This is a genomic window from Rhodoblastus acidophilus, from assembly GCF_900187365.1.
Lineage (GTDB): Bacteria > Pseudomonadota > Alphaproteobacteria > Rhizobiales > Beijerinckiaceae > Rhodoblastus > Rhodoblastus acidophilus.
The window spans coordinates 819,188-840,562 of sequence record NZ_FYDG01000001.1; the positions used below are offsets into that span (position 1 = coordinate 819,188).

Sequence of the window (21,375 nt, forward strand, 5' to 3'; positions counted from 1 at the left end):
ATCCGGTTCCCTTGGCCCATGTCCCGATCCCCGGAATTTCGGACGGTTCAGCCGCCAGCGGCGGCCGGCTCGATAAGCGCGAAACGCGCGCAAAAATGTGGAGGAAGGCAATGTACCAGGAAGCTGTGGCGCAACTGACAGGCAAGAACCTGATCAAGTCCAAGTTCGACAATTTCATCGGCGGCCAATGGCTGGCGCCGGTGAAGGGCCAGTATTTCGACAATCTCTCGCCGATCAGCGGCCAGGTGCTGTGCAAGGTGCCGCGCTCGACCGCCGAGGACATCGAACTCGCGCTCGACGCCGCTCACAAGGCCAAGGACGCCTGGGGCCGCACCCCCGCCGCGCAACGCGCCCACATCCTGCTGAAAATCGCCGACCGGATCGAGGACAATCTCGCGACGCTCGCGCTGGTCGAAACGCTCGACAACGGCAAGCCGATCCGCGAAACCACCTATGCGGACGTGCCGCTGCTCGCCGACCATTTCCGCTATTTCGCCGGCGTGCTGCGCTCGCAGGAAGGCTCGATCTCGGAAGTCGATCACGACACCATCGCCTATCACTTCCATGAACCGCTCGGCGTCGTCGGGCAGATCATTCCCTGGAACTTCCCGCTGCTGATGGCCGGCTGGAAGCTCGCCCCGGCGCTCGCCGCCGGCAATTGCATCGTGATGAAGCCCGCCGAGCAAACGCCCGTCAGCATCCTCGTCCTGATGGAGCTGATCGCCGACCTGCTGCCGGAAGGCGTGCTCAACGTCGTCAACGGTTTCGGCGCCGAGGCCGGCCGCGCGCTGGCCTCCAGCAACCGCATCCGCAAGATCGCCTTCACCGGTTCGACCGCCACCGGCCGCATCATCGCCCACGCCGCCGCCGACAACCTGATCCCGGCGACGCTCGAACTCGGCGGCAAGTCGCCCAACATCTTCTTCGCCGACGTATTGGCCGAGGACGACGACTTCTTCGACAAGGCGTTGGAAGGTTTCACGCTGTTCGCCTTCAACCAGGGCGAAGTCTGCACCTGCCCCAGCCGCGCCCTGATCCAGGAATCGGTCTATGACCGCTTCATGGAGCGCATCGTCAAGCGCGTGCAGGCGATCAAGCAGGGCAACCCGCTCGACATGAGCACCCAGTGCGGCGCGCAGGCCTCGCAGATGCAGATGGAGAAGATTCTCTCCTACATCGACATCGGCAAGCAGGAAGGCGCCCAGTGCCTCACCGGCGGCGCGCGCGCGACCATGACCGACGAACTCGCGGCCGGCTATTACGTCCAGCCGACCGTGTTCCACGGCCACAACAAGATGCGCATCTTCCAGGAAGAAATCTTTGGCCCGGTCGTGTCGGTGACGACCTTCAAGGACGAAGCGGAAGCTCTGGAAATCGCCAACGACACCATCTTCGGCCTCGGCGCCGGCGTGTGGACCCGCGACATCAGCCGCGCCTACCGTTTTGGCCGCGGCATCCAGGCGGGGCGCGTGTGGACCAACTGCTACCACGCTTATCCGGCTCACGCGGCGTTCGGCGGCTACAAGGAATCCGGCATCGGCCGCGAAACCCACAAGATGATGCTCGATCACTACCAGCAGACCAAGAACATCCTGGTCAGCTACAGCCCGAAGGCGCTCGGCTTCTTCTGAGCCGAAAACGCAAAATGGCCGCCCCGGCGAACCGGGGCGGCCATCGAAGGAAGGTATTGCGCGGCGCCGGACCCGGCCCGCGCTTTTTCATGTGATGGAGCCAATCATGTCCGCGCCCGCACGAGTCGTCGCGACGGAAGAAACCCTGCGCTGGATGGCGATCCTGCGCGAAAAGCATGGCGCCCTGTTGTTCTACCAGTCCGGCGGCTGCTGCGAAGGCTCCGCCCCGTTGTGCAATCCGCTGCAAGGCTATTACATCGGCCCGCGCGACCTGCTGATCGGCGAAATCGGCGGCTGCCCCTTCTACATCCGCGAAGACCAGTTCGAATACTGGCGCCACACGCAATTGATCATCGACGTGGTCCCCGGCGGCTCCAACGGTTTCTCCCTGGAAGCGCCGGAAGGGATCAGCTTCCACACCCGTTCGCGCGTCTTCACCGACGCGGAATGTCAAGCCCTCGCCGCCTGCGGCGAACCCGCGCGCGGCGGCTAATCCGGTTTCAATCACGCCGCGCGCCAGTGAATTTTGCGACAAAAGCGAAATTCATATTGCAGCGGAAGCCAGCTGCGGCTAAAGAGCACCCCTCTGACGACGAACGAGCTGCTTGCGCCAGTGAACGTTTCGTTCGACGTCAAAAAGCGCCGGCCCTCCCAAGGCCGGAATGCGATGGGGCCATAGCTCAGTTGGGAGAGCGCTTCAATGGCATTGAAGAGGTCGTCGGTTCGATTCCGTCTGGCTCCACCAAAAACATGAAAAAGCGGATCGCTTGACGCCGCTGCAGCGTTTTAATGAAAATCGCGCGAGCGCGGAATCACCCGCACATTGCGCGGGTGGCGAGCACGGTCGGCGCGCCCTTGCAGCCCTTCCGCCAAACGCGCCAACTCCTCCGAACGATCATAAACCCGGCGCGCCAAAAGATGGACGACGCCGGCCCAACTTCTTTGCACCCTACCCTCCACCGCCATCAGCCGCGACGCCATGGTCTCCCTGCGAAATTGCTCGAACAGACTGGCGTAAATCGCGACATTGATCACGCCGGTCTCATCCTCCAGCGTAACGAAAACCATCGTTCCAGTCCCGGGCCGCTGCCGCACCAGCACCAGCCCCGCCGCCTTGCGCCATACGCCGTCGGAACAGCCCGCCAGAGCGCCGGCGCTGGAAAATTTCTCGCGTGAAAATAGCGGCCGCAGCAACTGCATGGGATGGGCGTTGAGGCTGAGGCGCAGGCTCTGGTAATCGGCGACCACCTGCTCGCCAATGCCGAGCGCCGGTAAGACAGGATCGGGTTCCTCAGTCAGTTCCTCGATCCCCGCAGCAGCGAACAGGGGCAAAGGTTTTGCGCCCGGCAGACGCCGCGCGGCCCATAAAGCGGCGCGGCGATCGAACCGCTCGCGCGGCTCCGACGTCAGCGCGCGACAGGAGCGAAAGGCGTCGGCGTCCGCCAGCAGTTTGAGCGTCCGCGACGAGAGGCCGGTCCGCGCCGCGCAGGTTTCCAAAGTCTCGAAACCGCCCTGCCCTCTGGCTGCGACAAGCTTGGCGCCTTCATCCTCGCGCAGACCGCTGACCTGACGAAAACCGATGCGCAAAGCGAGACCGTCCTCGCCGCGCTCCAGACTATTGTCCCAAAGAGAAGCGTTGACATCGACCGGCCGAATCTCGACGCCATGTTCGCGCGCATCGCGAACAATCTGCGCCGGCGCATAAAACCCCATCGGTTGCGAATTGAGCAGCGCGCAGGCGAACACCTGGGGATGCCGGCATTTCAGCCAGGCCGAAATATAAACGAGAATGGCGAAGGACGCCGCATGGCTTTCGGGAAAGCCATAAGCGCCAAACCCCTTGATTTGCTCAAAGCAGCGTTGCGCGAAATCCCGCTCATAACCGCGCGCAACCATGCGTTCGACCAACAGCTTCTCGAACTGACCGATTTCTCCAAGATTGCGAAACGTCGCCATGGCGCGGCGCAGACGATTGACTTCCGCCTCGGAAAATTCCGCCGCCACCATGGCGAGCCGCATCGCCTGTTCCTGAAACAGCGGCACGCCAAGGGTCCGGCCGAGCACCCCGCGCAATTCGTGGGGATCGCCGCGCCCCGGCGCAGGCGAGGGAAACGCAACAGGCTCAAGATCGGCGCGTCGGCGCAGATAGGGATGCACCATGTCGCCCTGAATTGGACCAGGCCGCACGATGGCGACCTCGATGACAAGGTCATAAAATTTCTGGGGACGCAGATGCGGCAGCATGTTCATCTGCGCGCGGCTCTCGACCTGGAACACCCCGATGGAATCGCCGGCGCACAGCATGTCATAGACAGCCTTCTCCTCGGTCGGGACATCGGCCAGCCCCATGCGCAAACCCTTGTGCGCGTAGAGCAGATCGAACGCCTTGCGGATGCAGGTGAGCATGCCCAAAGCGAGCACATCGACCTTCATCAGGCCGAGCGTGGCGATGTCCTCCTTGTCCCATTCAAGAAAGGTGCGGTCGGCCATGGCGGCGTTGCCGATCGGACAGATCTCGTCGAGCCGCCCACGCGTCAGCACGAAGCCGCCGACATGCTGCGACAGGTGACGTGGAAACCCGAGAATTTTTTGCGCGAAGCAAAGCACCTGGGCGATGACGGGATTGTCGGGATCGAGCCCCGCTTGAGCGATCTCCGCGCCGCCAAGCCGTGGCGATCCGTGAGAGCCCCATTGCAGCGACGACAGCGCGCCGATCGTATCCTCGGACAACCCAAACACTTTCGCCACATCGCGCAAGGCGCTTCGCGGACGATAGCAGATCACCTCCGCCGCCAGTCCCGCGCGCTCCCGGCCATATTTCCGGTAAATATGCTGGATGACCTCCTCGCGTCGCTCATGCTCGAAATCGACGTCGATGTCCGGCGGCTCGCGTCGCTCCGAGGAGATGAAACGCGCGAACAGCAGATCGTTCACCGCCGGATCGACGGCGGTGATTCCTAACACATAACAGACCGCCGAGTTGGCCGCCGAGCCGCGCCCCTGACACAGAATGCCCTGCTCCCGGGCGAAGGCGACAATGTCGTGTATGGTGAGAAAATAAGGCGCGTAATCCAGCTCCGCAATCAGAGCCAATTCATTCGCCAAGAGATCGCGCACCTTCTGCGGCGCGCCATTCGGATAGCGCTGCGGCAAGCCGCGCCGCACCAATTCTTCCAGCCAGGCCTGCGGCGTCCAGTTTTGCGGAACCGGCTCGTCGGGATATTCATAGGAGAGTTCGCGCAAGTGGAATTTTATGCGCGACAAGAAAAGCTCGGTTTCCCCAATCGCCTCAGGCGCGTCCGCGAACAGACGAGCCATTTCGCCCGGCGCTTTCAAATGCCGTTCGGCGTTGCTCTCAAGGCGTCGGCCCGCCTGCGCGAGCGTGACACGTTCGCGCACACAAGACAGAACATCCTGCAAAGGGCGGTCTTCGGGACCGGCATAGAGCACGTCGTTATGCGCGAGAATCTTGACGCTGAGCCGTCGCGCCAGATCGCTCAGGACATGCAATCTGCGCCGATCTGCGCCGCCGCGCGGCATGTTGATGCCAAGCCAAAGTCCCGCGCATTTTTCACGCGCCTTCACAAGAAAGGTTTCAAGGTCCGGCTGTGGGCGTTGCGGGGGAAGGATCAGCAGAAGGTCGCGCGCGTCCGCGAGCAAATCGTCGAAATTCAGAAGGCACTCGCCCTTTTTCGCCCGGCGTTTTCCGGTTGTGAGCAGACGGCACAATTGCCCCCATCCCGCGCGATTCCGCGGATAGGCGACGACGTCGGGCGCGCCGTCGGAAAAGACCAGACGCGCGCCCACCACGAATTTGAATTTTTTCGCCCGCGCTGAAAGATCCGCGTCATCACGAAGGTCCTCCAGCGCGCCGAGCGCGCGCACGACGCCGGCGACGGAATTGCGGTCGCACAAGCCGAGGCCGGAATAACCCAGCTCCAACGCCCTGAGAATCAATCTCTCCGGCGGCGAGGCGCCTCGCAGAAAGGAATAGTTCGAGGCGCACACCAGTTCGGCATAGGTCACACGAACAACCCATGCAGAAACCAGCGCGGCGCCGCGTCTCCGCGCTCGTAGAGTCCGTGGCGGAACAGCCAGAACCGCCGGCCCTCCCCATCTTCAACACGGTAATAATCCCGTTCCGGCGCTTCCAGTCCCTGCGTCCGCCAGTCCGGCGCAAGGCGTTCGGGTCCTTCGGCGCGCAACACATCATGGTTTTTTCGGCGCCAGCGGAATCGCGCGGGCGGACCATCCGGCGCCAAGGCCACGACCTCAACCGGTTGCGGCGGATCGAACAAGGTGAGCGGCCGCGCCGGCGGCTCTCCGACAACGGGCGCCGGCCATGTGGACGGCGGCGCGGAAGCGGGAACAAGCCGGCTTTCACGCTCCGGTTCATAGGCGTCTTCGCGCATGAATCGCAACACCCGCGCGCGACCGAAGCGCGTGGTGAGGCGATCGAGCAATTCACTCAACTCACGCTCATGATCGCTCTGCGCCGCTCCGTCGAAACACGCCTGCGCCGCATCGCATGTTTCCGCGCGGGGAATGCAGAGACGCAAGGCGTCGAAGCCAAAGCCCGGATCCAGCGGATCCGTGAGCGAGTCGAGTTTTTCGTGGAACAGACGCGCAAGAAATTTTTCATCGCGAGTCGGTCGCAGAGTTTCCACACACAGACGGCGCACATGGCCATCGGCGCGAAACAAGAACAGTTCGAACGCGCGTCCGCCCTCGCCGCGCCGCTCCAGCAAAAACGCGGCTTCGCTCAACAAGTCGCCAATGACGGGCTCCAAAGCTTCCCGCTGCGCCAAAGGCTCGAGAAAATGCCGTTCGACCATGCGATCTGGCGGCGAACGCAGCGGCGTGATGCGTCGATCGGCGCGACCGAACACACGGTCCAGCCGATACGAAAATTCATTTCCAAAGCGCGCGGCGAAAGCGCGCCTCGGCCGCGCCGCCAACTCGCCGAGCGTCTTGAAGCCGGCGCGGCTGAGCGCGAATCGCACGTCCTCATCCGCTTCCAATGCGGCGAGCGGCAAGCGGCCAACGGCGCCTTCCGCTTGATCCGGCATGAAAACGCCGCCGGCAGAAAAACGCGCCAAGGCGCGCGCGCAATCGGGCGACGGCGCAACGGCCGCTTGGGCCGTAAAACCCCAGGCGCGGAAATCGGCGATCAAACGGAGGCGCATCGCCTCTTCGCCGCCGAACAGATGCGCGCAACCGACGATGTCGAGCACAAGGCCATGCGGTTCATCAAGAGCCGTCAATGGCGTATAGCGTTCGCAACGCGCCGCCAGACGCAAAAGCAAGGCGCGATCCGCCGCGAGATCGGCCGGCGCGACGATGAGGCGCGGCACGCGCGCGCGCGCATCCGACAGCGACAGGCCGGGCGTCAATTCCTGGTCCAGCGCGGCGGGATCAAGCGCGACAAGCCTCTGCGAATTGGCGCGTTTCTCCACCAAGGCGAAAGGCGTCCCGTCATCCGGCGCGCCGCCGCTGAGGCGCAGTCGCTCCGTCGGCAGAAAGGGCAGGAAGAGCGCGAGATACAGCCGCATTGTCCGGCTCTGGGAAGTGATGAAACAAGCCTTGGTCACGCAACCACTCCAAACGCCACGAACGCGCCGCCGCCAGCCCGCGATGGCGCAGCAAGGTCACTTGAAAACCCGGCGCGCCCGGCGCATTGGCGGGCAAAGCGCGCGACGGACAGCTTCGCGCCAGCCAGCGCGAGGCGGCGGCGCTCGGCGGCGGCCCGGTCTCCGCCTCTTCAAGACCGATGCGCAACAGGAACAGGGTGACGCCGGATCTTTCCGCCGCCCGCGCCAACCGCAAAGTGGCGGAAAGATTGAGCGCGCGCGGCGCGCCGGAAATCTCGATCACGACCGCGCCAAGACCTTCGCAACGCGCCGCCTCGCCCCCGGCGCGCAGCACGGCTTCCGCGTCTTTCCCCCTCACCAGCGACAGCGCCGCGGGATCGACGCCGAATTCCGCCAGCCCCATTCCATTGAGCCGCCCGGCCTCGGCGTCGAGAAAATCCGACCGCACCCAAAGCGCAGGCCGGTCCAGCGCGGCGCGCCGGGTCAAGGCCAGGCCAAAGCCGGCCGCCGCTGGCCAATCGGCGCCAGACGCGTGAATTTCATGCAAGGCGGCGCGACCCAACCCGCCGCCAAGACAGCGATCCAGTTCGCGCGCGCCAAGAGCGAAAGTTGCTTCCCGATCCGACGCGCCATGGCCGGACCGGGCCACGATCCCCGCGAGAACCAGACGCAAGTCGGCCAAGGTTTTGACACGAGACGAGTCGTCGCCTCTCTGCACGAAATGCATGGCGCTTTCACAAAAGTGTTCCTGTTATGTTCCGATAAAAACCCCAAATGTCGCGAGAGTCAAGAGGTGCTGAAAACACAAAAAAAGCCCCGCCCGGCGCAAGCCGGGCGGGGCGGAATTTTGAAATCCAGCGGGCGAAAATCAGGCGCCGAAACCGTTCTTGTAATGCGCCTCAGCCAGGGCGCGGCGAAGATTGACAACTTCCTCGCGCAGGCCATGAACTTCCAGCATCAGGTCATCCACCCGCCGCTCATAGCCATCGATCAAGGTTTGCAGACGGGCGTCCAGTGCGGTCTGCATCGCCGGCCCGCGATTGAGCAGAGCAAGAATGAACCCGCCAACCGCTGTAAGGGCGCTGGCGCCTAATGTCACCAGCCAACTGGGAATCTCGCCAATCATCACATTCGTCCTACTTTGCTGCTGGGTATCAGGCTGGGCGCGCGACCCCGGCCATGATTATTTCGACGCCGGCGCGGCAGACGGAACGATGATTGAAACGACCCCGCCGAGCACGCCGCAAAGCGCGGTCGAGACGCCGACGATCTTGGTCGTGGTTCCCGTGCGGACCACCTGCCCCCCTGAATTGACCGCTTGTTCCGCCGTCAGCGCGATATTTGCGACGGTGCTGATGTCGCAGGCGAAAATCTGGGCGACAGCGGCGGCGGTCTTGGCGTTCTGCTGGATCTGATCCGACGAGGGGAGTTTGTACGACATGGCGGAAGCCGTCGCGGCGAACAGGGCGCAAACCAACGCGCCCGAAAGAAGAGAACGGACCATGAGGCATCCTTGATGTTGTGAATTTCAGGGGTCAGGTGTGAAACCGAACACGCGCTCCGGCCCGTCATTCTCGCCGAAGATCGGCTCGACGGGGCCGTGATGAACGGCGATCAGCGCGGGCGCATGGATATGGAGCGCCGCGAGCCGCAAGCCGAAATCCGGGGCGAGCGGGATGGCTTTGACCGCTTCGTCCAGCAGACCCAGCACAGTCGCGGCGAGACCGAGTTCGGCGGCCACCGCAGCGCCGCCAGGGATCAGCGCCGCAATCGCCGCGCCGTCCGCTGCGCCCTCCTCCAGCGCCTCAAGCGCGCCAGAGACGGTCGGGCGCCTGATCGCGGCGCCTATGTCCGCGACCAGTTTTTCGATCTGCAGCGCCTCGACCTTCTGCAGCAGGGCATCGATGGCCTGGAGGCGCACGGCGATATTAGTCACAGGAACGGATTTCGACCGTTGCGCTGCTCGCGGCCGGCCCAGCCTATGAACGCCACGAGCAGGAGGATGACGACGGCGGTGACGCCGCCGATCCACGCGAGGATGGCGGCGGTCATTTCGCGGCGACGGCCGCGCCGGTGGCCTCGGCGGTCGCGTCAGCCGGGACGACGCCCAGGGCCGAGAGCTTGGCAAGGATCAGCGGGCGCAGGTTGGCGCCGAGCCACTTCGAGATCGCGGGCGCGGAAGACACGGCATATTGTTCGGCGGCGGCCAGGACCAGATTGGTGGTCGAGAGCGACAGCGTCTTGCCGGCGACCGCACCCTCGACGGCGCCGAAGCCATAGTTGACCGCCTTGCTGATCAGGTCGTCGGTCAGCAGCACCTTGACATAGGCCGGCGCCCATTTGGCGACGACGAAGGACAGCAGCGCGATCGCGAGCGAGGCGACCGACGCGAGCAGCGACGACAGCCAGTCGCCCCAGGGAATGACGATGGTCGAGGCCGTCTCGGCATAGGCCGGCGCCAGACCGATCACGGCGAACACCGCGAAAAGGGCGAGCGCGAGCGCCGCCTTGAATTCAAGGACGTGTTTCATTTCATGCCTTTCAGGGGTTAGGCCCGACAGAGAAAAAGGAGCGCGGGTCGGCCGGGCGATCCTCCCGCGCGTTGTTCCAGGTTTAGGAAGCGGCCGGAACTTCGGCGGCCGGCACCGCGACGGGCGCCACGGCGGCGGTGAGCGCCGCGGCGCTGGCGTTGAGCTTGGCGACGGCGTCCTCGATGGCGGCGGTGTCTTCCGGCACGACGGACGGCTGCGCGGCGACGGCGGCAATTTTCGCAGCCTGCTCCTGGATATCCGCCACGGCGGCGGTGACGGCCGAGCCGATGTTGGAGACAGCGGCGTTGAGGTCTTCGATGGCGCTCATGATGGTGCTTACCTTTCGTTCAAGGATTTTCAGTCTCAGGGACGTGTTCATGCGGTCCCTATCTTCCGCGCCGGGATGGCGAGGATCACGTGACCGGATTTTTCCGGAAATAGGTGACCCAGGCCTCGGCCTTCTGGCCGCGCCGGGCGTATTGGATTGGCGAGCCGGGACGCTCCCAGAATCGGCAGGCGGCATAGCCGGCGTCGTAAGCCGTCCGGGCGTTCTGGATCGCGATCCACGCCCGCTTTTCGGTATGCGTCAGCTCCCACAGCGCCGCCTTGAGCTGGTCTTGCAGCGGCGGCAGGGCGCGGAGATCGACGCCGCAGCCCGCCTTGATCGCGTCGGCGCGGTCGCCATGCCATTGCTGCAAACCGAACGCCTGGCCATGGTCGCCGACCGCCTTCGGATCGAGCGAGCTTTCCGCGTCGGCTTGCGCGAGCATCCCGCAAGCCTGTTCGAAGGTGAGGCCGGCGCCGCGCCAGAACTTGAGGATCACGGCGGCGCTGGCGGCATAGGTTTTCTGATCCATGGTCATGACCTCATCGCCTGTTGGACGCGTGCGATGAAATCCGCCTTGTCCACATGCGCGCCAGGGCAGGCGTGACGATCCCGCAGACATTCCTTGTGGAAGCGCAGCGTGGTCGGGGCGATGCGAAGCGCGCGATAGATCGCCGCCACGGCCGCCACGGCGTTGTCGCGCACCTTGGCGCCGTCGCCGCTGTCGAAGGCCTCGGTCGCATAGTCGCCGACCATTTCGACGCCGATCGAGGTCCGGTTGAAGCAGGAGGCGTGAACGCCATCGCGCTCCAGATCGCAGGCGAGCCAGATGAAATCCGGCGCGACGAACAGATGCGGCCCGGAATGCCACCCCTTGCCGCGATAATAGGCGTTGAGGTTGCGAACGCGCTGGGCGCCGTTCTTCAAGCCGGCGCCGAAATGCGCCCATTGCGCGAGGTTCGGCTCGGCGGTGTTGTGCAGGGTGACGAACGAAGGCCGCCAGCCCTCGCGCCAGTCCAGCCCGGCGCAATAGGCCGCGAATTCCGCCGCGGCGAACCCGCGCGGATCGGTGAGAAAGGTCATGTCGTTTCTTTCAGGAAGGCGCGCGCCGCTTGAAATGAAGCGGCTTTCCAATGCGCAAGATTAGTGAAGGCTCGTCATTGCATTTTCAGCCGAATGACCGCCGCCTCCCAATCCCAGGTATTGGCGTCAGGCGGCGTGATCGTCACGTTCAGGCATCCGTTCGTCGTGTCAGCCGAGAGCTGCAATCGCGCCGACGAACCCGCGCCGGTCGAAACAGCCGGGGCGGTCGAAGCGGAGAACGACCCGCTATAGTAAGTGCTCGCAACGCCGGAGCCTCTCGTCAGAATGTTCGGACCGGCTGATTGCCAATTGGCCGATGTGGCGGCGCTTGGATTGAAGCCCGACACCATGATCATGAACTGGGCGTGAGAGCTGTCCGCCAGGTTCAGACAATTCGTCGACCCCGCCGCATTCCCGTCGGACGTGAGACGCAACGCGCTTGTGCCGGTGGAGCGCCCTCGCAGGACATGCTGACATAATTGCTGGCCGCCGATCGCGCCGGTCGTGGAGCCGTTGGCGAAACACTGTGCGCCATAGAGCCCGTCATCACTGGCCATATAGCCGCGAACGGTCGAAAAAGAGCCGACGGCCTTGTTGTTGGCGCCGAAGGCCGTCGCCCCATAGCCATAGACCTGATTGGCGTAACCGCCCGCGGCGCTTTCTTCGGCTCCGACGGTGTTGCCCTTGCCCCAAAGAACAGAAGAAAACGCATTGTTCGAGTTGTTGTCCGGGCTTTGCTGGCCAATGATCGTGAGATTGTTGATCGCCGAGGTCGGCGCGATCACGGCCTGCGACGTGCTGGTCAACTGGACGCCCACTGTGATCTGCGAAGGCGTTCCGGTTGTCGTGAGAAAATAACCGCCGCCGTAAGACCAGTTCGAGGATGCAAAAGTCAGCTGACTTGACTGCGTGCCGTTATAGGGGTTGACTTGGATGGGAGTAGAGCCGCCTGTAAAATTATTGCCATCGAAATGAACGGACAGGGCGCCATTGAACACGGCGGCCGTCGTTCCCCCGCCTATGGTGAAGGCGTTCCCCTCCGCCTGAAGGTTCACACAACTTGTGCAGACAAATGGCGCGACGTCCGAGTGCCAGTTCTGTTGATAATGAACGTCGGACAAACCGAAATAATAGTCGCCGGACGCATTCGTGTCGATATCATTCGATCTTATCTTGGCGGACTGTATGTAGCCAGCAGGACCTGCATCCCAGTAGTTTCCGTATTTGTTGTTGTAGATCGTGTTCGCCGTCTCGAAAATGCCATTCGTATAGCCAAGAACCTCAACCCCGGCAAAGCCGGCGCCGCGAATGTAATTATGATCCTCGATGTAAATATCTCCGGGCGTGGCGCTGCTGGATGGGCCATAAATCAATACATTGTCGTGATTGGCTCCGAATATCTGGCTTCGCTCCACGTAAATCTGATTTGGATTCGTGTTTTTCCCCTCGATCCTGATATGATCCCACGAGCCCGAACCCGCGAAAGTATTGTGCTCGACCGTAACGAAATAATCATCCTGAATGCGCAGATCGGCCGGACCCTGCCAGCGCAATTTGAAGGTCGCGCCCGTTCCGCCGCCGGACGTCGACGCCTGCGCGACGGCGGGCGTAATCGTCATGGTCGCCGTCGGCAGCGCGGGCTGCGTATAGGCGCCCGCCGTCTGAACGGAAACCCCCGTCACCGCGCCACTGGAAACGCTCGTCACGGTCAGAACCGCCACTGTGGTCGAGACGCCGCCAGCCAGCGTGATGGCGTCGCCCACCGCATAGCCGGAACCGCCCGCAACAACGGAGGCCGCGGCGACCGAGCCGACGCCGTTCTGGATACGGCTGAAGTTGATGTCCTTGATGATGTTCTGCCCCCCTGCGCCGGTCAGCGCGAGTCCGTCGAGCAGCCCGGTCGCATCGTCCTGGCACATCAAGGTTGAACCGCGATCCGCTCCGATCAGGGAGAGGTGGGAACGCGTCGTCGAGAGGCTGGTGAAGCGATAATTCGCGTTGCCGGCCAAGGAGATTTGCGCCGCGCCGGAAGCGATCGCATTGGCCAATCCCGCAGTGCTGTCCGCGCCGGAACCGGCCGTGCAAGCCGAATCGCCCACTGCGCCCCACCATTCCGGGAACACATAAGATTGTTTTTTGTCGTTCGAAAAGTCGGGCATGCAGCCGGACGCAAAGATTTGATTGCGCGAGGCCGAGACCGTATTCGTGAAACTGACGTTGCCGCCGTTGCACGACAAGAGCGCGCCGGCTTCGAACACGACTGGAACAGTGATTTGCAGAGAACCGCCCGTATAGGAATAGGCGCCCGCGGGCAGGCGAAGTGTTTTTCCAACAGCGATCGCCCGCGATACGGCCGCCTGGAATGTTGAGAAGTCCAACGCATTGATCTGGTCGACGGCGCGGGCGGCCGCCGTGCGTGGCACGTTCGACCCGGAGCCGGTGATCGTCAACGCGGAGCCGTCGCTGAGCGGCGCGGACTGACCGGTTGGAACGGCGAAGGCCGCAGGACAAGACGCCAGCAAGGCGACAGAAGCTATGGAGGAGCGGAGCCTGGAACGCAGCATGACGACCCTCATTTCAAGTTAAAGTAGCTTGCCGTGGCGGTGGTCCCCGCCGCGACGACCTGAATCACCGCGAAGGGAAATGTCTGCCAACCCGGCGTGACGGGCAAGGTGAGGCCAGAGCCATCGGACAAGAGCATCTGCACATTGCCAGAGGCGGCGCAGAGAACGCCGAGCGAGCGCTGCGCCGCATAAACCGTTCCAACCGTCATTGCGACAGCGCCGGAAAATGGAGCGTTCTGAACGTCGGACACCGACTGCAAGGCGGGAAAGTTCGCGACATTGACCGAACCGATCGTGTTGGAGCCCGCAGGCAGACTCGGGAGGCTCGACACGCCCACGGTTTGTCCCGACCAGGACACCGCCTGGGTGGCCGGAAAATTGGCGACATGCGCGAGAGAGCCGCCATCGGCATGAAGCGCGGGCTGGTTGGCCGCCGTCGCCGCCCCAATCGGCAGCGGCAAGGAGGTCGCGCTGATCGCCTGCGTCGCCGGAAGATTGCTGACCGCAACCGACCACGCGCCGGATTGCGTAGACGCCACGCTTTGCCCGGACCAGGACACCGCCAGCGTGCCCGAAAGCTTCGACCAGATAGCCGAAAGCCAACCGGTCACGCCCGAACCGCCCGTGGGCAGGCTCGCGCCCGTGATCGGGGCGCCCCCGTCATTCGCCGTCACCGAACCCGATACGGTTTGGGTCGAGGGAAAATTGGCGACATGCGCGAGAGAGCCGCCATCGGCGTGGAGCGCGGGCTGCCGCGCTGCGGTCGCCATGGTCTGTCCGTCATCGTAGAAAGCGATGACGCGATCGCTTGCGCCATGAGCGGAAACATCCGCCTGAAGTTTGATGGCCGAACCTGTGATGGACGCGATGCCCAGGCCTGCGGAGGTCGGATCATAAAGGACGGCGCGGGCCGAAGAATTGACGATGGCCAGCAAGCGCGTCGGGACAAAACCAGGGACGTTCGAAAAATCGACCGTCCCCGCCGAGGGATTGAAGGCCGCGGGGATGAGAACCTGCTTCATGGCGGTCAACCGTAAATGAGAGCTGATATGAGACCGTTGGATCCTGCGGCCGCCGATGACGCCTTGGCGGCGGCCGTCTGCGCGGCCGACGCCGCGCCCTGCGCGATCGCCAGGACCGAGGAGAGCGATAATGGCAAGGGCGTCAGCGCGCCGACGCCCTCGCCCGCGACGCCGACAGTGTCCGACAGGGCCAGATTTCCACTGGCTCCCGAGAGCGACGAGGTTCGCGTGACGCTCTGCGAAAACGTGATCTGGCCGGCGAACAAGGGAACGACCGCCCCGTTGGGCAATTCCATTCTGCAATCGTAGACGAGATGCGCGGGCATCTGAGCCATGTCCGTTTCCGGCGCGGAGAAAACGCACAGACCCGTCGCAGCGTCGAAGGAAACCAGGCCGCCACGGGTGTTGCTGGAAGACCACTCGTAGACCGGCGGATCCGCCGAGGCGGCGGTCGCTCTCGCCTGCATGCGAAGGGTCGACGCGGAAATGTTATAAAGGCTCTGGAATTTCGAAAGATCCCGAGTCCATCGGAACGAGACATTGGTCGAGGCGCGGAGATTATAGACTATCGTCATTGTGACACCTGCATGGCCCGGCACGATTGCAAACGGATGGTCGCGGACACCGGATCGCCCGCGGCATAGGTGACGTAGAAAGCAAGCTGTGATGTGAACGGCCCAGAGGCTTCGACGCTGGCCGCCGGCGTCAGTTCATCGAGGATCAGGACATTGCCGAGGCTGGTGGCGCTCACGCCGGGCGCGCCGCTGGCGATGCTGGCGTCGCTGAATTCAACCGAACTGCCGCCGGTTCGCGCGGCCCAAAGCGTGGCCGAACCGGACGCCAGGCCGGGAGGCGAGAACGCGCCGGTCGTTTGATCGTAATATCTGATCGCGACGCTTTCGACGCCATAGAGATGTCCGTTCGGTCCCGCCGAGACCTTCACACGGCAAATCGCGCGATGGGACTGACCAGCCGTAAAGGCCGAAGCGATCGGCGGCTGAACGAACTGCGACAGCGTGACCTGCGAACCCGTTCCGGCATAGCCCTGCAATTGCAGAACGAAGTCGTCGTCGCCGTCTCCGAAGGGGTTCTGTTCGACCCCGTAGGACAAGCCCATGACACCCTGCGACAAGGCCGAACTCGTCCCGGAATCGACGGATAAAGACCAGCCATAGGGAACGCCCTTGATCACCGTCGCGCCAATGCCAGGACCGGAGGGCGCGGCCGTATTGGCGATCGAAGACGTCGTATTGGTCTGCAGCGCGTAAATATCGCCGCCCTTGATGCTGTCGCCGAGGAGAGAGGCTGGAGCGGCGTTGTCATTCTGAACGAAGGCCCAGTTGGACGTCGAGCCGGTCATGATCACGGTCGAGGGAGAGGACAACTGGATCAGGCCGTTGACGACATCGACACAGGCGACTGTCACGCCATTCAACGCAGCTTGCGTGGAATTGGCGAAATAGAGCCTTGAGCCGGTTTTGAAGATCGATTGCGCCTTCGCGAGCGGAAGCGATGTCAGGGCCGCGCCGCCGACAAAGACGGACGACAGATAATAGTTCTTGGTCGTCGCGCCGCATGTCGACGTCTGCGCCGCCGTCGACGTGGTGCTGGTCGCGTAGAAGAAGTAATTCTGCGCCGTCGCCGGCGTGAAAGGCGTACTCGTCGGCAGAGCGGAAGTCTGGCTCGCGGCTTGCAGCATCGCATTGGCGATAAGGGCGCCGCCGTAAGGCGAAGGGTGGAGTCCGTCCACGGACGTATAAGGCAGGTTGAAATAATTGCCGCCACCGGACGCCGCAGCCGTGTCAAGCTGGGCGTCCCAGCTTGCGGCGACGTGAACCCATGGGTAGAGCCCCGGACATTTCGCGCCGGAAACGCCAGGATAATTCGCGCCCGAAATCGGATCGGTCCACGACCCGCAAGAGGTCGAATTCAACCAGTCGTGGATGGTCGTGAGATAAGTGGAGCCTGCGGGATTGTTGTTCGACTTCCAGCGATAATAGATTGCGACTTTCTTGCCGGCGTCGGCGCTGTTGAACGTATAGACGCCGTTGCTGACCGCATATTGCCCCTGCGCGGGCGCGGAGGACGTCGCGCTCAGGGCGGCGCCGTCGTTCGCGCCGGCGCTGAAGGTGACGCCGCTCGCCGTCGTCCCGCACGAATAGGAATTGGCCGGCGCGCCCATTGTGGTCGATCCGCATGGCGCGAAGAACACCTGCTGCGTGTCCCAGTAGGCGGCGGCGTTGACGACTGTCACTGCGTAGGGCGCGACGCTCGGAATGGTCCAGACTTCCGGCGCGCCGAGTGTATTGGCGTTGGCGCGCGAATATCCCTCCGCCAGGCCGCGCGGGGCTTCGTCTCCGACCACGACGATCTTGTTGGCCGCCGTCGGACCGAAGGCGTTGAAGATGGCCTGAAAATCGGCGATGCCGGCGATCGCGCCGCGATTGCCGTCGTTCGTGCCGGCGAGCAGGAAGACCACTTGCGCGGGATCGTTGACGATGGAATAGGCCCCGCCGTAATAGGCGCCGCCATTGACCTTGTTCGTGTCGAGGTCGGTGATCGAGGCCCCGGCGGAGCTGGTTGCGTTGAATGGAGCGTAAGTCGCGAAGGCGGAAGCGGTGGAGGGATGGGCGAAGGCTGCCACGACGCCCGAGGCCGCTGACGCGATGATGCAATTGGCGGGGATGGTGACGCTCGGCGCGGCGCTGTCGAAGGACTCGATCTGACACCCGAAATTGGTGGTGTTGGCAATGGAGATATAGTCGCCGGCGGCGGGAACCCCGCTCAGACCTGTCAGAGCGATTGTCAGCGAAGATCCGGGATTGGGCGCGACCGCCACGCTGGTCGTGGCGCTGGCGCCGTTGAAACAAACGTAGCCGATGGTCGAAGCGTCGTTGCAGTTTTGCGTCGTCGAAAAAAGCCGGCCCGCTATGCCGGCGGTGGTTTGCGCGCCGACGCCGTAATTCCATCCAGTTTGCGCCAGGAACCTGTTGCCTGACAAAGGGAAAAGCCATCCGGCATAGCCGTTGGAAAAGTCCGTGGAAACCGTGAAGGTGCTGCCGGACCAGGGAGGGAACGCTGCTGAATTGGCGGTGCGCGAGTCGCCAAGGGCGACCGCATAATTATTCACCAAGGCGGGCTGGAAATAAGACGTTCCCGGGCCGATGAGATGCCCGCCGCCGCCAAGCATCGGGGCGCCGCTTGCGTTGTAAAGCCGCTGGGCGGCGAACTGCGGCCATGCGCCCCATTGCCCTGCTTCGGCCAGCGGCGCCGACGCCAACAGCAAGGCCGCGAAATGCAATCGCATGAAACGCATCAGTAAACCTCGAGGAAAGAGACCGTCTCCGAACCTGAAGCCGCGATGGCGTAAATGGCGGCGCCGCCAGTGACGGTGATCCCCTGCCCCTGGACGCCGGCCAGGAGAAGGCCTGTCGCGGCCGTGACGCCGGAACCGCCGATGTAGACGGAGGTTGTCGCGTGGTTGACGATGGTGACCTCCTTGCGTCCGGCCCGCGCCGCGACCACTTGCGTGGCGGAGGCGGTCACGCTGACCTGGCCCGTCGCAATGCTGGCGTAGCTTTCCGTGGTTGGAACGGGATTGTTCAGACTAACCGACGCGCCGCCAATATCGAGATTGACCGCCCCGATCAGGTTGGCGCCCGCCGGGAGGGCGGCGCCCAACGTGAAGGCCGGAGTCGTCGCGAATGCAGGCAAGGTTCCGCTGAGCGACACGCTCTGTCCCGACCAGCTGACCGCTTGCGTCGCCGGAAAATTCGAGACCGACACCGATCCGCCGCCCCCGCCGCCTCCGCCGAAACTGGCGACCTTGTTGCCCGCGCCGTCTTCAATCACGACGCCCCGGGTGAGAGACCCATCGGGGTTTTTCCAGTCCATGAAAATCTCCGCAATGCGTTTGGCGCGAAAGCGCCCGAGCCGTCGGCGAGCGACGCGGCATGTCTTGAAAAAAAGCGCCGCCGAGCATTGCGACCGCGCGGTTCAGGGGAGCGAGCCGGCGCGCATTTGCGACAACGCCGGCGCCGGGATGTTCAAAGCGGGATCACGTCCGGCGCAAACGCCGGGCGCTATGGCCGCATCCCGAAATCAGTTATAGGCGCAAGCGCCCACCACTTGATTGGCGGCGACGGCCGTCGCGTCGGAATCCGCCGGACCGCCAGTGATGGCGTAGGAGATTCCCGTATTGAAAACGGCTCCGATATCCGCAAAGGAGATTTCGCGGCCACCAGAGGGCGGCAAGCCGATCACCGCGACGGGGACATCCGTTCCCACATTGGGTGCGGACGCCTTGTTGTAGAATTTGACGTAGGCGGCGGCCGCTCCGTTGTTGTAAAATGGACAATGATACAGTTGGCCCGCCGAAGCCTTGATCGCGGTCGCGTTCGTCGAAGCTGTCGATTGAATGCGCGCCAGCGTGGCGCCCCCCGACGTGCCTGGCCGCGTGACAACCGACTGGCTGCTGGTGGTTGGCAGCAGCACGGCCAGACCGCCATCGCGCGGCGTGTTTTTCAAAACCCAGGCCACCGAGAACGCGCCCGACGTATAGGACGAGAGCCGCATCCTGAATTGCCCCGTCGCGGAGATGGAGTATATGGCGCCGACCGCGAGAGCCGACGACGATGAGAGCGGGGCCGCGGTTATGGAGGAGACCGGCACCGCCCAGGCGGCGGACCATGTCACGCCGTCAATCGACTGCTCGAACGCGACCGTCCCGGCGCCGACTCCTGTGATCTGGACATAGAGTGAATTATAGCCGGCCGTCGAGACCGGCATGTTGGAGAACAGGCCCACCGCAGAGGCGGTCCCGGCTCCCGTAGCGCCGTCGAGCGGCGTCACGACGCCGATATTGTTGGCCCCTGATGAGAGCGAAGGCAGCGACGTCACGTTCACGGAGCCGCCGGCTTGCAGCGGCGTGATGCGATTGCCGCTGGCGTCTTCGATGGCGTGTCCCTCCACCACGGAACCGTCGGGATCGCTAAATTGCGACGCGCCGGCGGCTCCGCAAACGATCATCATCGCCGCGCCGAAAAGTAAGCGTTTCAACATAAGACCTTCCTTGAAATTTGCACGTCGGCGCGCCCCGGGCGTCATGAAAGCTCGGCGCTGAACGTGATGCTGGAGCCGGTGACGGATCCCGCTCCTGTCACGGAAATCGCGGCGGAAACGCGGTAGCCGCTCTGTGAGACAGTATCGACGGCATAGGCCGTCATATTGCTGGCCGAGGAGCCCGCGATCGTCGCCGTTGGCGCCGCTCTCATCGTGACCGGGAAATTGAAATAAGCGGCCGGAGACGATCCGGCGGAGCCATATCCCCACAATTCGCCCTTCAGGATCTGGTAGTAGCGCTGGCACAGGGCCAGTTCGACGCTGTAAGGGCGGCGCTCGAAGCGCGTGGCGACCGAACCCGGTTCGAATTGGGGTCGCAAGATCGTTCCAGTCGAAAACTCGATATTGGTCTGCGTCGCCGCGCTCAGTCCGGAGACGGCTAAGGGCGCGGCCGCATAGCCGCCCGTTCCCGAATAACCGCTCCCTTGCCAGACGCGCGCCGGGGCGGTTCCCGCTTGCGAGAGCATATAGGCGCCGCCTTCGATCATCGCGCCTTCCACCGGCAGGATCACCGAACCGGCGGTGACCGTCAGCGTCGCCTCGATCCCGCTGGTCGCAAAAGTATAGGTCGCGCCCGACGCGCCCGCGCGCACGCCATCATGGCCATAGGCGCCCGCCGCCAGGGTTACGGTTCCAGACACATTGCGCTGATTGATGGCGAAAGCGGCGTTGCGGAGTCGGTTGCGAAAGGCGGCGGCGTCGCCAGCCGCGACGCCTTGAGGAAAGCTCGCCTGCCCCGACGCCGCGTTGATCACCAAAGCTTCGGTCCAGGTCGATCCGTTCGAGGACACCTTGAAATGAAGATTGTCGTCCCCTGCCAGGCCAACTTGCGCGCGCCCCGAAAACCCGTTTTGGAACAGAAACGACGCGGTGTTGGCGGCGGCGGACTTATTGACCACGACATTGAAGCTGGCGCCGTTAAACAGCGCCGACGACCCATAGGCGGAGACAACATTGTTGGGATCGGCCGCCACGCCAACCCCGACATTCGCCAGGTTGGACGCGGCCTGATCGACGATGGTCCATCGTCCATTCGGGCTGGCGGCGCCATTGCCCTGCAGGACGATATAGCCATAAGCGGAGGAAATGGCGGCGGCGCCGCCGCCGTTGATCAGATCATAACCGTTGGCGTTGAGCGTAATCGTTTTCGACGCCGTCGCTGCGCCGCTCTCATCCAGAACGCACAGCGACGCGCCCGTGGGAAAGGCGGAGACCGCCGGGAGAGACACCGTGCGCGCCGCGGTGATCGCCGTATAGGCGATGGTTCGGTCTGTCGCAAGCGCCGTGTAATTCGCGTCCGACACCGGCGTACGCGTCATGGTGGCGACCTCGGACATTTTCGCCGCCGCCCAGCCGCCGGGCGTGAACCCGTCGTGAACGGTGACGCGATTGTTCGTGAGATCGACGATCAATTCGCCTTGGGCGCCGGTAAAGCTCGCGACATTCGCCGCCGTGTCGCGGCGGTGTTTCAGTTGAACGGACATGCGTCATCCTTGAATGCGGTGAG

The 21,375-nt window shown here is 63.7% G+C and carries 19 protein-coding genes and 1 tRNA gene; 3 read left to right on the top strand and 17 right to left on the bottom strand.

The genetic code is table 11. The annotated features are described in order from the left end of the window. The first annotated feature begins 110 nt into the window (after nt 1-110). The 3 genes from adh (at nt 111) to CFB24_RS03485 (ending at nt 2,376) form a co-directional block, all read left to right on the top strand. The gene (adh, locus tag CFB24_RS03475) at nt 111-1,631 is read left to right on the top strand and encodes an aldehyde dehydrogenase (protein WP_088519150.1); all 1,521 of its coding nucleotides are present in this window, start codon (nt 111-113) and stop codon (nt 1,629-1,631) included. Between the two features lie 106 nt (nt 1,632-1,737). After that, nucleotides 1,738-2,124, top strand: coding sequence for a DUF779 domain-containing protein (locus CFB24_RS03480; protein ID WP_088519511.1), 387 nt, complete (start codon nt 1,738-1,740; stop codon nt 2,122-2,124). Nucleotides 2,125-2,300: 176 nt separating this feature from the next. Beyond that, nucleotides 2,301-2,376 (top strand) — tRNA-Ala (locus tag CFB24_RS03485). 41 nt (nt 2,377-2,417) lie between these two features. Here the strand turns inward: CFB24_RS03485 and CFB24_RS03490 are convergent. The 17 genes from CFB24_RS03490 to CFB24_RS03565 all read right to left on the bottom strand — a co-directional run bounded on the left by CFB24_RS03490 (nt 2,418) and on the right by CFB24_RS03565 (nt 21,352). Beyond that, nucleotides 2,418-5,657: an error-prone DNA polymerase gene (locus CFB24_RS03490; protein WP_088519151.1), complete on the bottom strand. Its 3,240-nt coding sequence runs from the start codon at nt 5,655-5,657 to the stop codon at nt 2,418-2,420. Next, nucleotides 5,654-7,183, bottom strand: coding sequence for a Y-family DNA polymerase (locus CFB24_RS03495; RefSeq protein ID WP_176440406.1), 1,530 nt, complete (start codon nt 7,181-7,183; stop codon nt 5,654-5,656). The genes CFB24_RS03490 and CFB24_RS03495 overlap by 4 nt, the downstream gene beginning before the upstream one ends. Beyond that, nucleotides 7,107-7,904, bottom strand: coding sequence for an ImuA family protein (locus tag CFB24_RS03500; protein WP_141098330.1), 798 nt, complete (start codon nt 7,902-7,904; stop codon nt 7,107-7,109). The genes CFB24_RS03495 and CFB24_RS03500 overlap by 77 nt, the downstream gene beginning before the upstream one ends. Nucleotides 7,905-8,090: 186 nt before the next feature. Continuing rightward, a complete protein-coding gene (locus CFB24_RS22400) occupies nt 8,091-8,348 on the bottom strand; it encodes a hypothetical protein (RefSeq protein ID WP_104469626.1) in 258 nt (85 codons plus the stop codon). A 57-nt stretch (nt 8,349-8,405) separates the two neighbouring features. Next, nucleotides 8,406-8,726: a hypothetical protein gene (locus tag CFB24_RS03505; RefSeq protein ID WP_088519153.1), complete on the bottom strand. Its 321-nt coding sequence runs from the start codon at nt 8,724-8,726 to the stop codon at nt 8,406-8,408. 24 nt (nt 8,727-8,750) lie between these two features. Next, nucleotides 8,751-9,158, bottom strand: coding sequence for a hypothetical protein (locus tag CFB24_RS03510; protein ID WP_088519154.1), 408 nt, complete (start codon nt 9,156-9,158; stop codon nt 8,751-8,753). A 112-nt stretch (nt 9,159-9,270) separates the two neighbouring features. Next, entirely contained in the window at nt 9,271-9,753 is a 483-nt protein-coding gene (locus tag CFB24_RS03515; protein WP_088519155.1) for a hypothetical protein, read from the bottom strand. Nucleotides 9,754-9,835: 82 nt separating this feature from the next. Then, a complete protein-coding gene (locus tag CFB24_RS03520) occupies nt 9,836-10,081 on the bottom strand; it encodes a hypothetical protein (RefSeq protein WP_088519156.1) in 246 nt (81 codons plus the stop codon). 85 nt (nt 10,082-10,166) lie between these two features. Beyond that, the gene (locus tag CFB24_RS03525) at nt 10,167-10,616 is read right to left on the bottom strand and encodes a phage tail tip lysozyme (RefSeq protein ID WP_088519157.1); all 450 of its coding nucleotides are present in this window, start codon (nt 10,614-10,616) and stop codon (nt 10,167-10,169) included. Then, complete coding sequence (locus CFB24_RS03530; RefSeq protein WP_141098331.1) at nt 10,613-11,161, bottom strand: peptidoglycan recognition protein family protein; 549 nt, start codon at nt 11,159-11,161, stop codon at nt 10,613-10,615. The genes CFB24_RS03525 and CFB24_RS03530 overlap by 4 nt, the downstream gene beginning before the upstream one ends. A 74-nt stretch (nt 11,162-11,235) precedes the next feature. After that, nucleotides 11,236-13,725 carry a hypothetical protein gene (locus CFB24_RS03535; protein WP_141098332.1) on the bottom strand — a complete coding sequence of 830 codons (2,490 nt, stop codon included), beginning with the start codon at nt 13,723-13,725 and terminating at the stop codon, nt 11,236-11,238. 8 nt (nt 13,726-13,733) lie between these two features. Further along, nucleotides 13,734-14,747 (bottom strand): hypothetical protein, encoded by a 1,014-nt coding sequence (locus CFB24_RS03540; protein ID WP_111390747.1) that lies wholly within the window; start codon nt 14,745-14,747, stop codon nt 13,734-13,736. A 5-nt stretch (nt 14,748-14,752) separates the two neighbouring features. Further along, nucleotides 14,753-15,082 carry a hypothetical protein gene (locus CFB24_RS22405; RefSeq protein ID WP_141098333.1) on the bottom strand — a complete coding sequence of 110 codons (330 nt, stop codon included), beginning with the start codon at nt 15,080-15,082 and terminating at the stop codon, nt 14,753-14,755. A 236-nt stretch (nt 15,083-15,318) separates the two neighbouring features. Further along, nucleotides 15,319-18,054: a hypothetical protein gene (locus tag CFB24_RS03550; protein WP_141098334.1), complete on the bottom strand. Its 2,736-nt coding sequence runs from the start codon at nt 18,052-18,054 to the stop codon at nt 15,319-15,321. Nucleotides 18,055-18,062: 8 nt separating this feature from the next. Beyond that, nucleotides 18,063-18,641 (bottom strand): hypothetical protein, encoded by a 579-nt coding sequence (locus CFB24_RS03555; RefSeq protein ID WP_088519163.1) that lies wholly within the window; start codon nt 18,639-18,641, stop codon nt 18,063-18,065. A gap of 207 nt (nt 18,642-18,848) precedes the next feature. Next, entirely contained in the window at nt 18,849-19,805 is a 957-nt protein-coding gene (locus tag CFB24_RS03560) for a hypothetical protein (RefSeq protein WP_146610607.1), read from the bottom strand. Nucleotides 19,806-19,849: 44 nt separating this feature from the next. After that, nucleotides 19,850-21,352 (bottom strand): hyaluronate lyase N-terminal domain-containing protein, encoded by a 1,503-nt coding sequence (locus CFB24_RS03565; protein WP_088519165.1) that lies wholly within the window; start codon nt 21,350-21,352, stop codon nt 19,850-19,852. Nucleotides 21,353-21,375 lie beyond the last annotated feature (23 nt).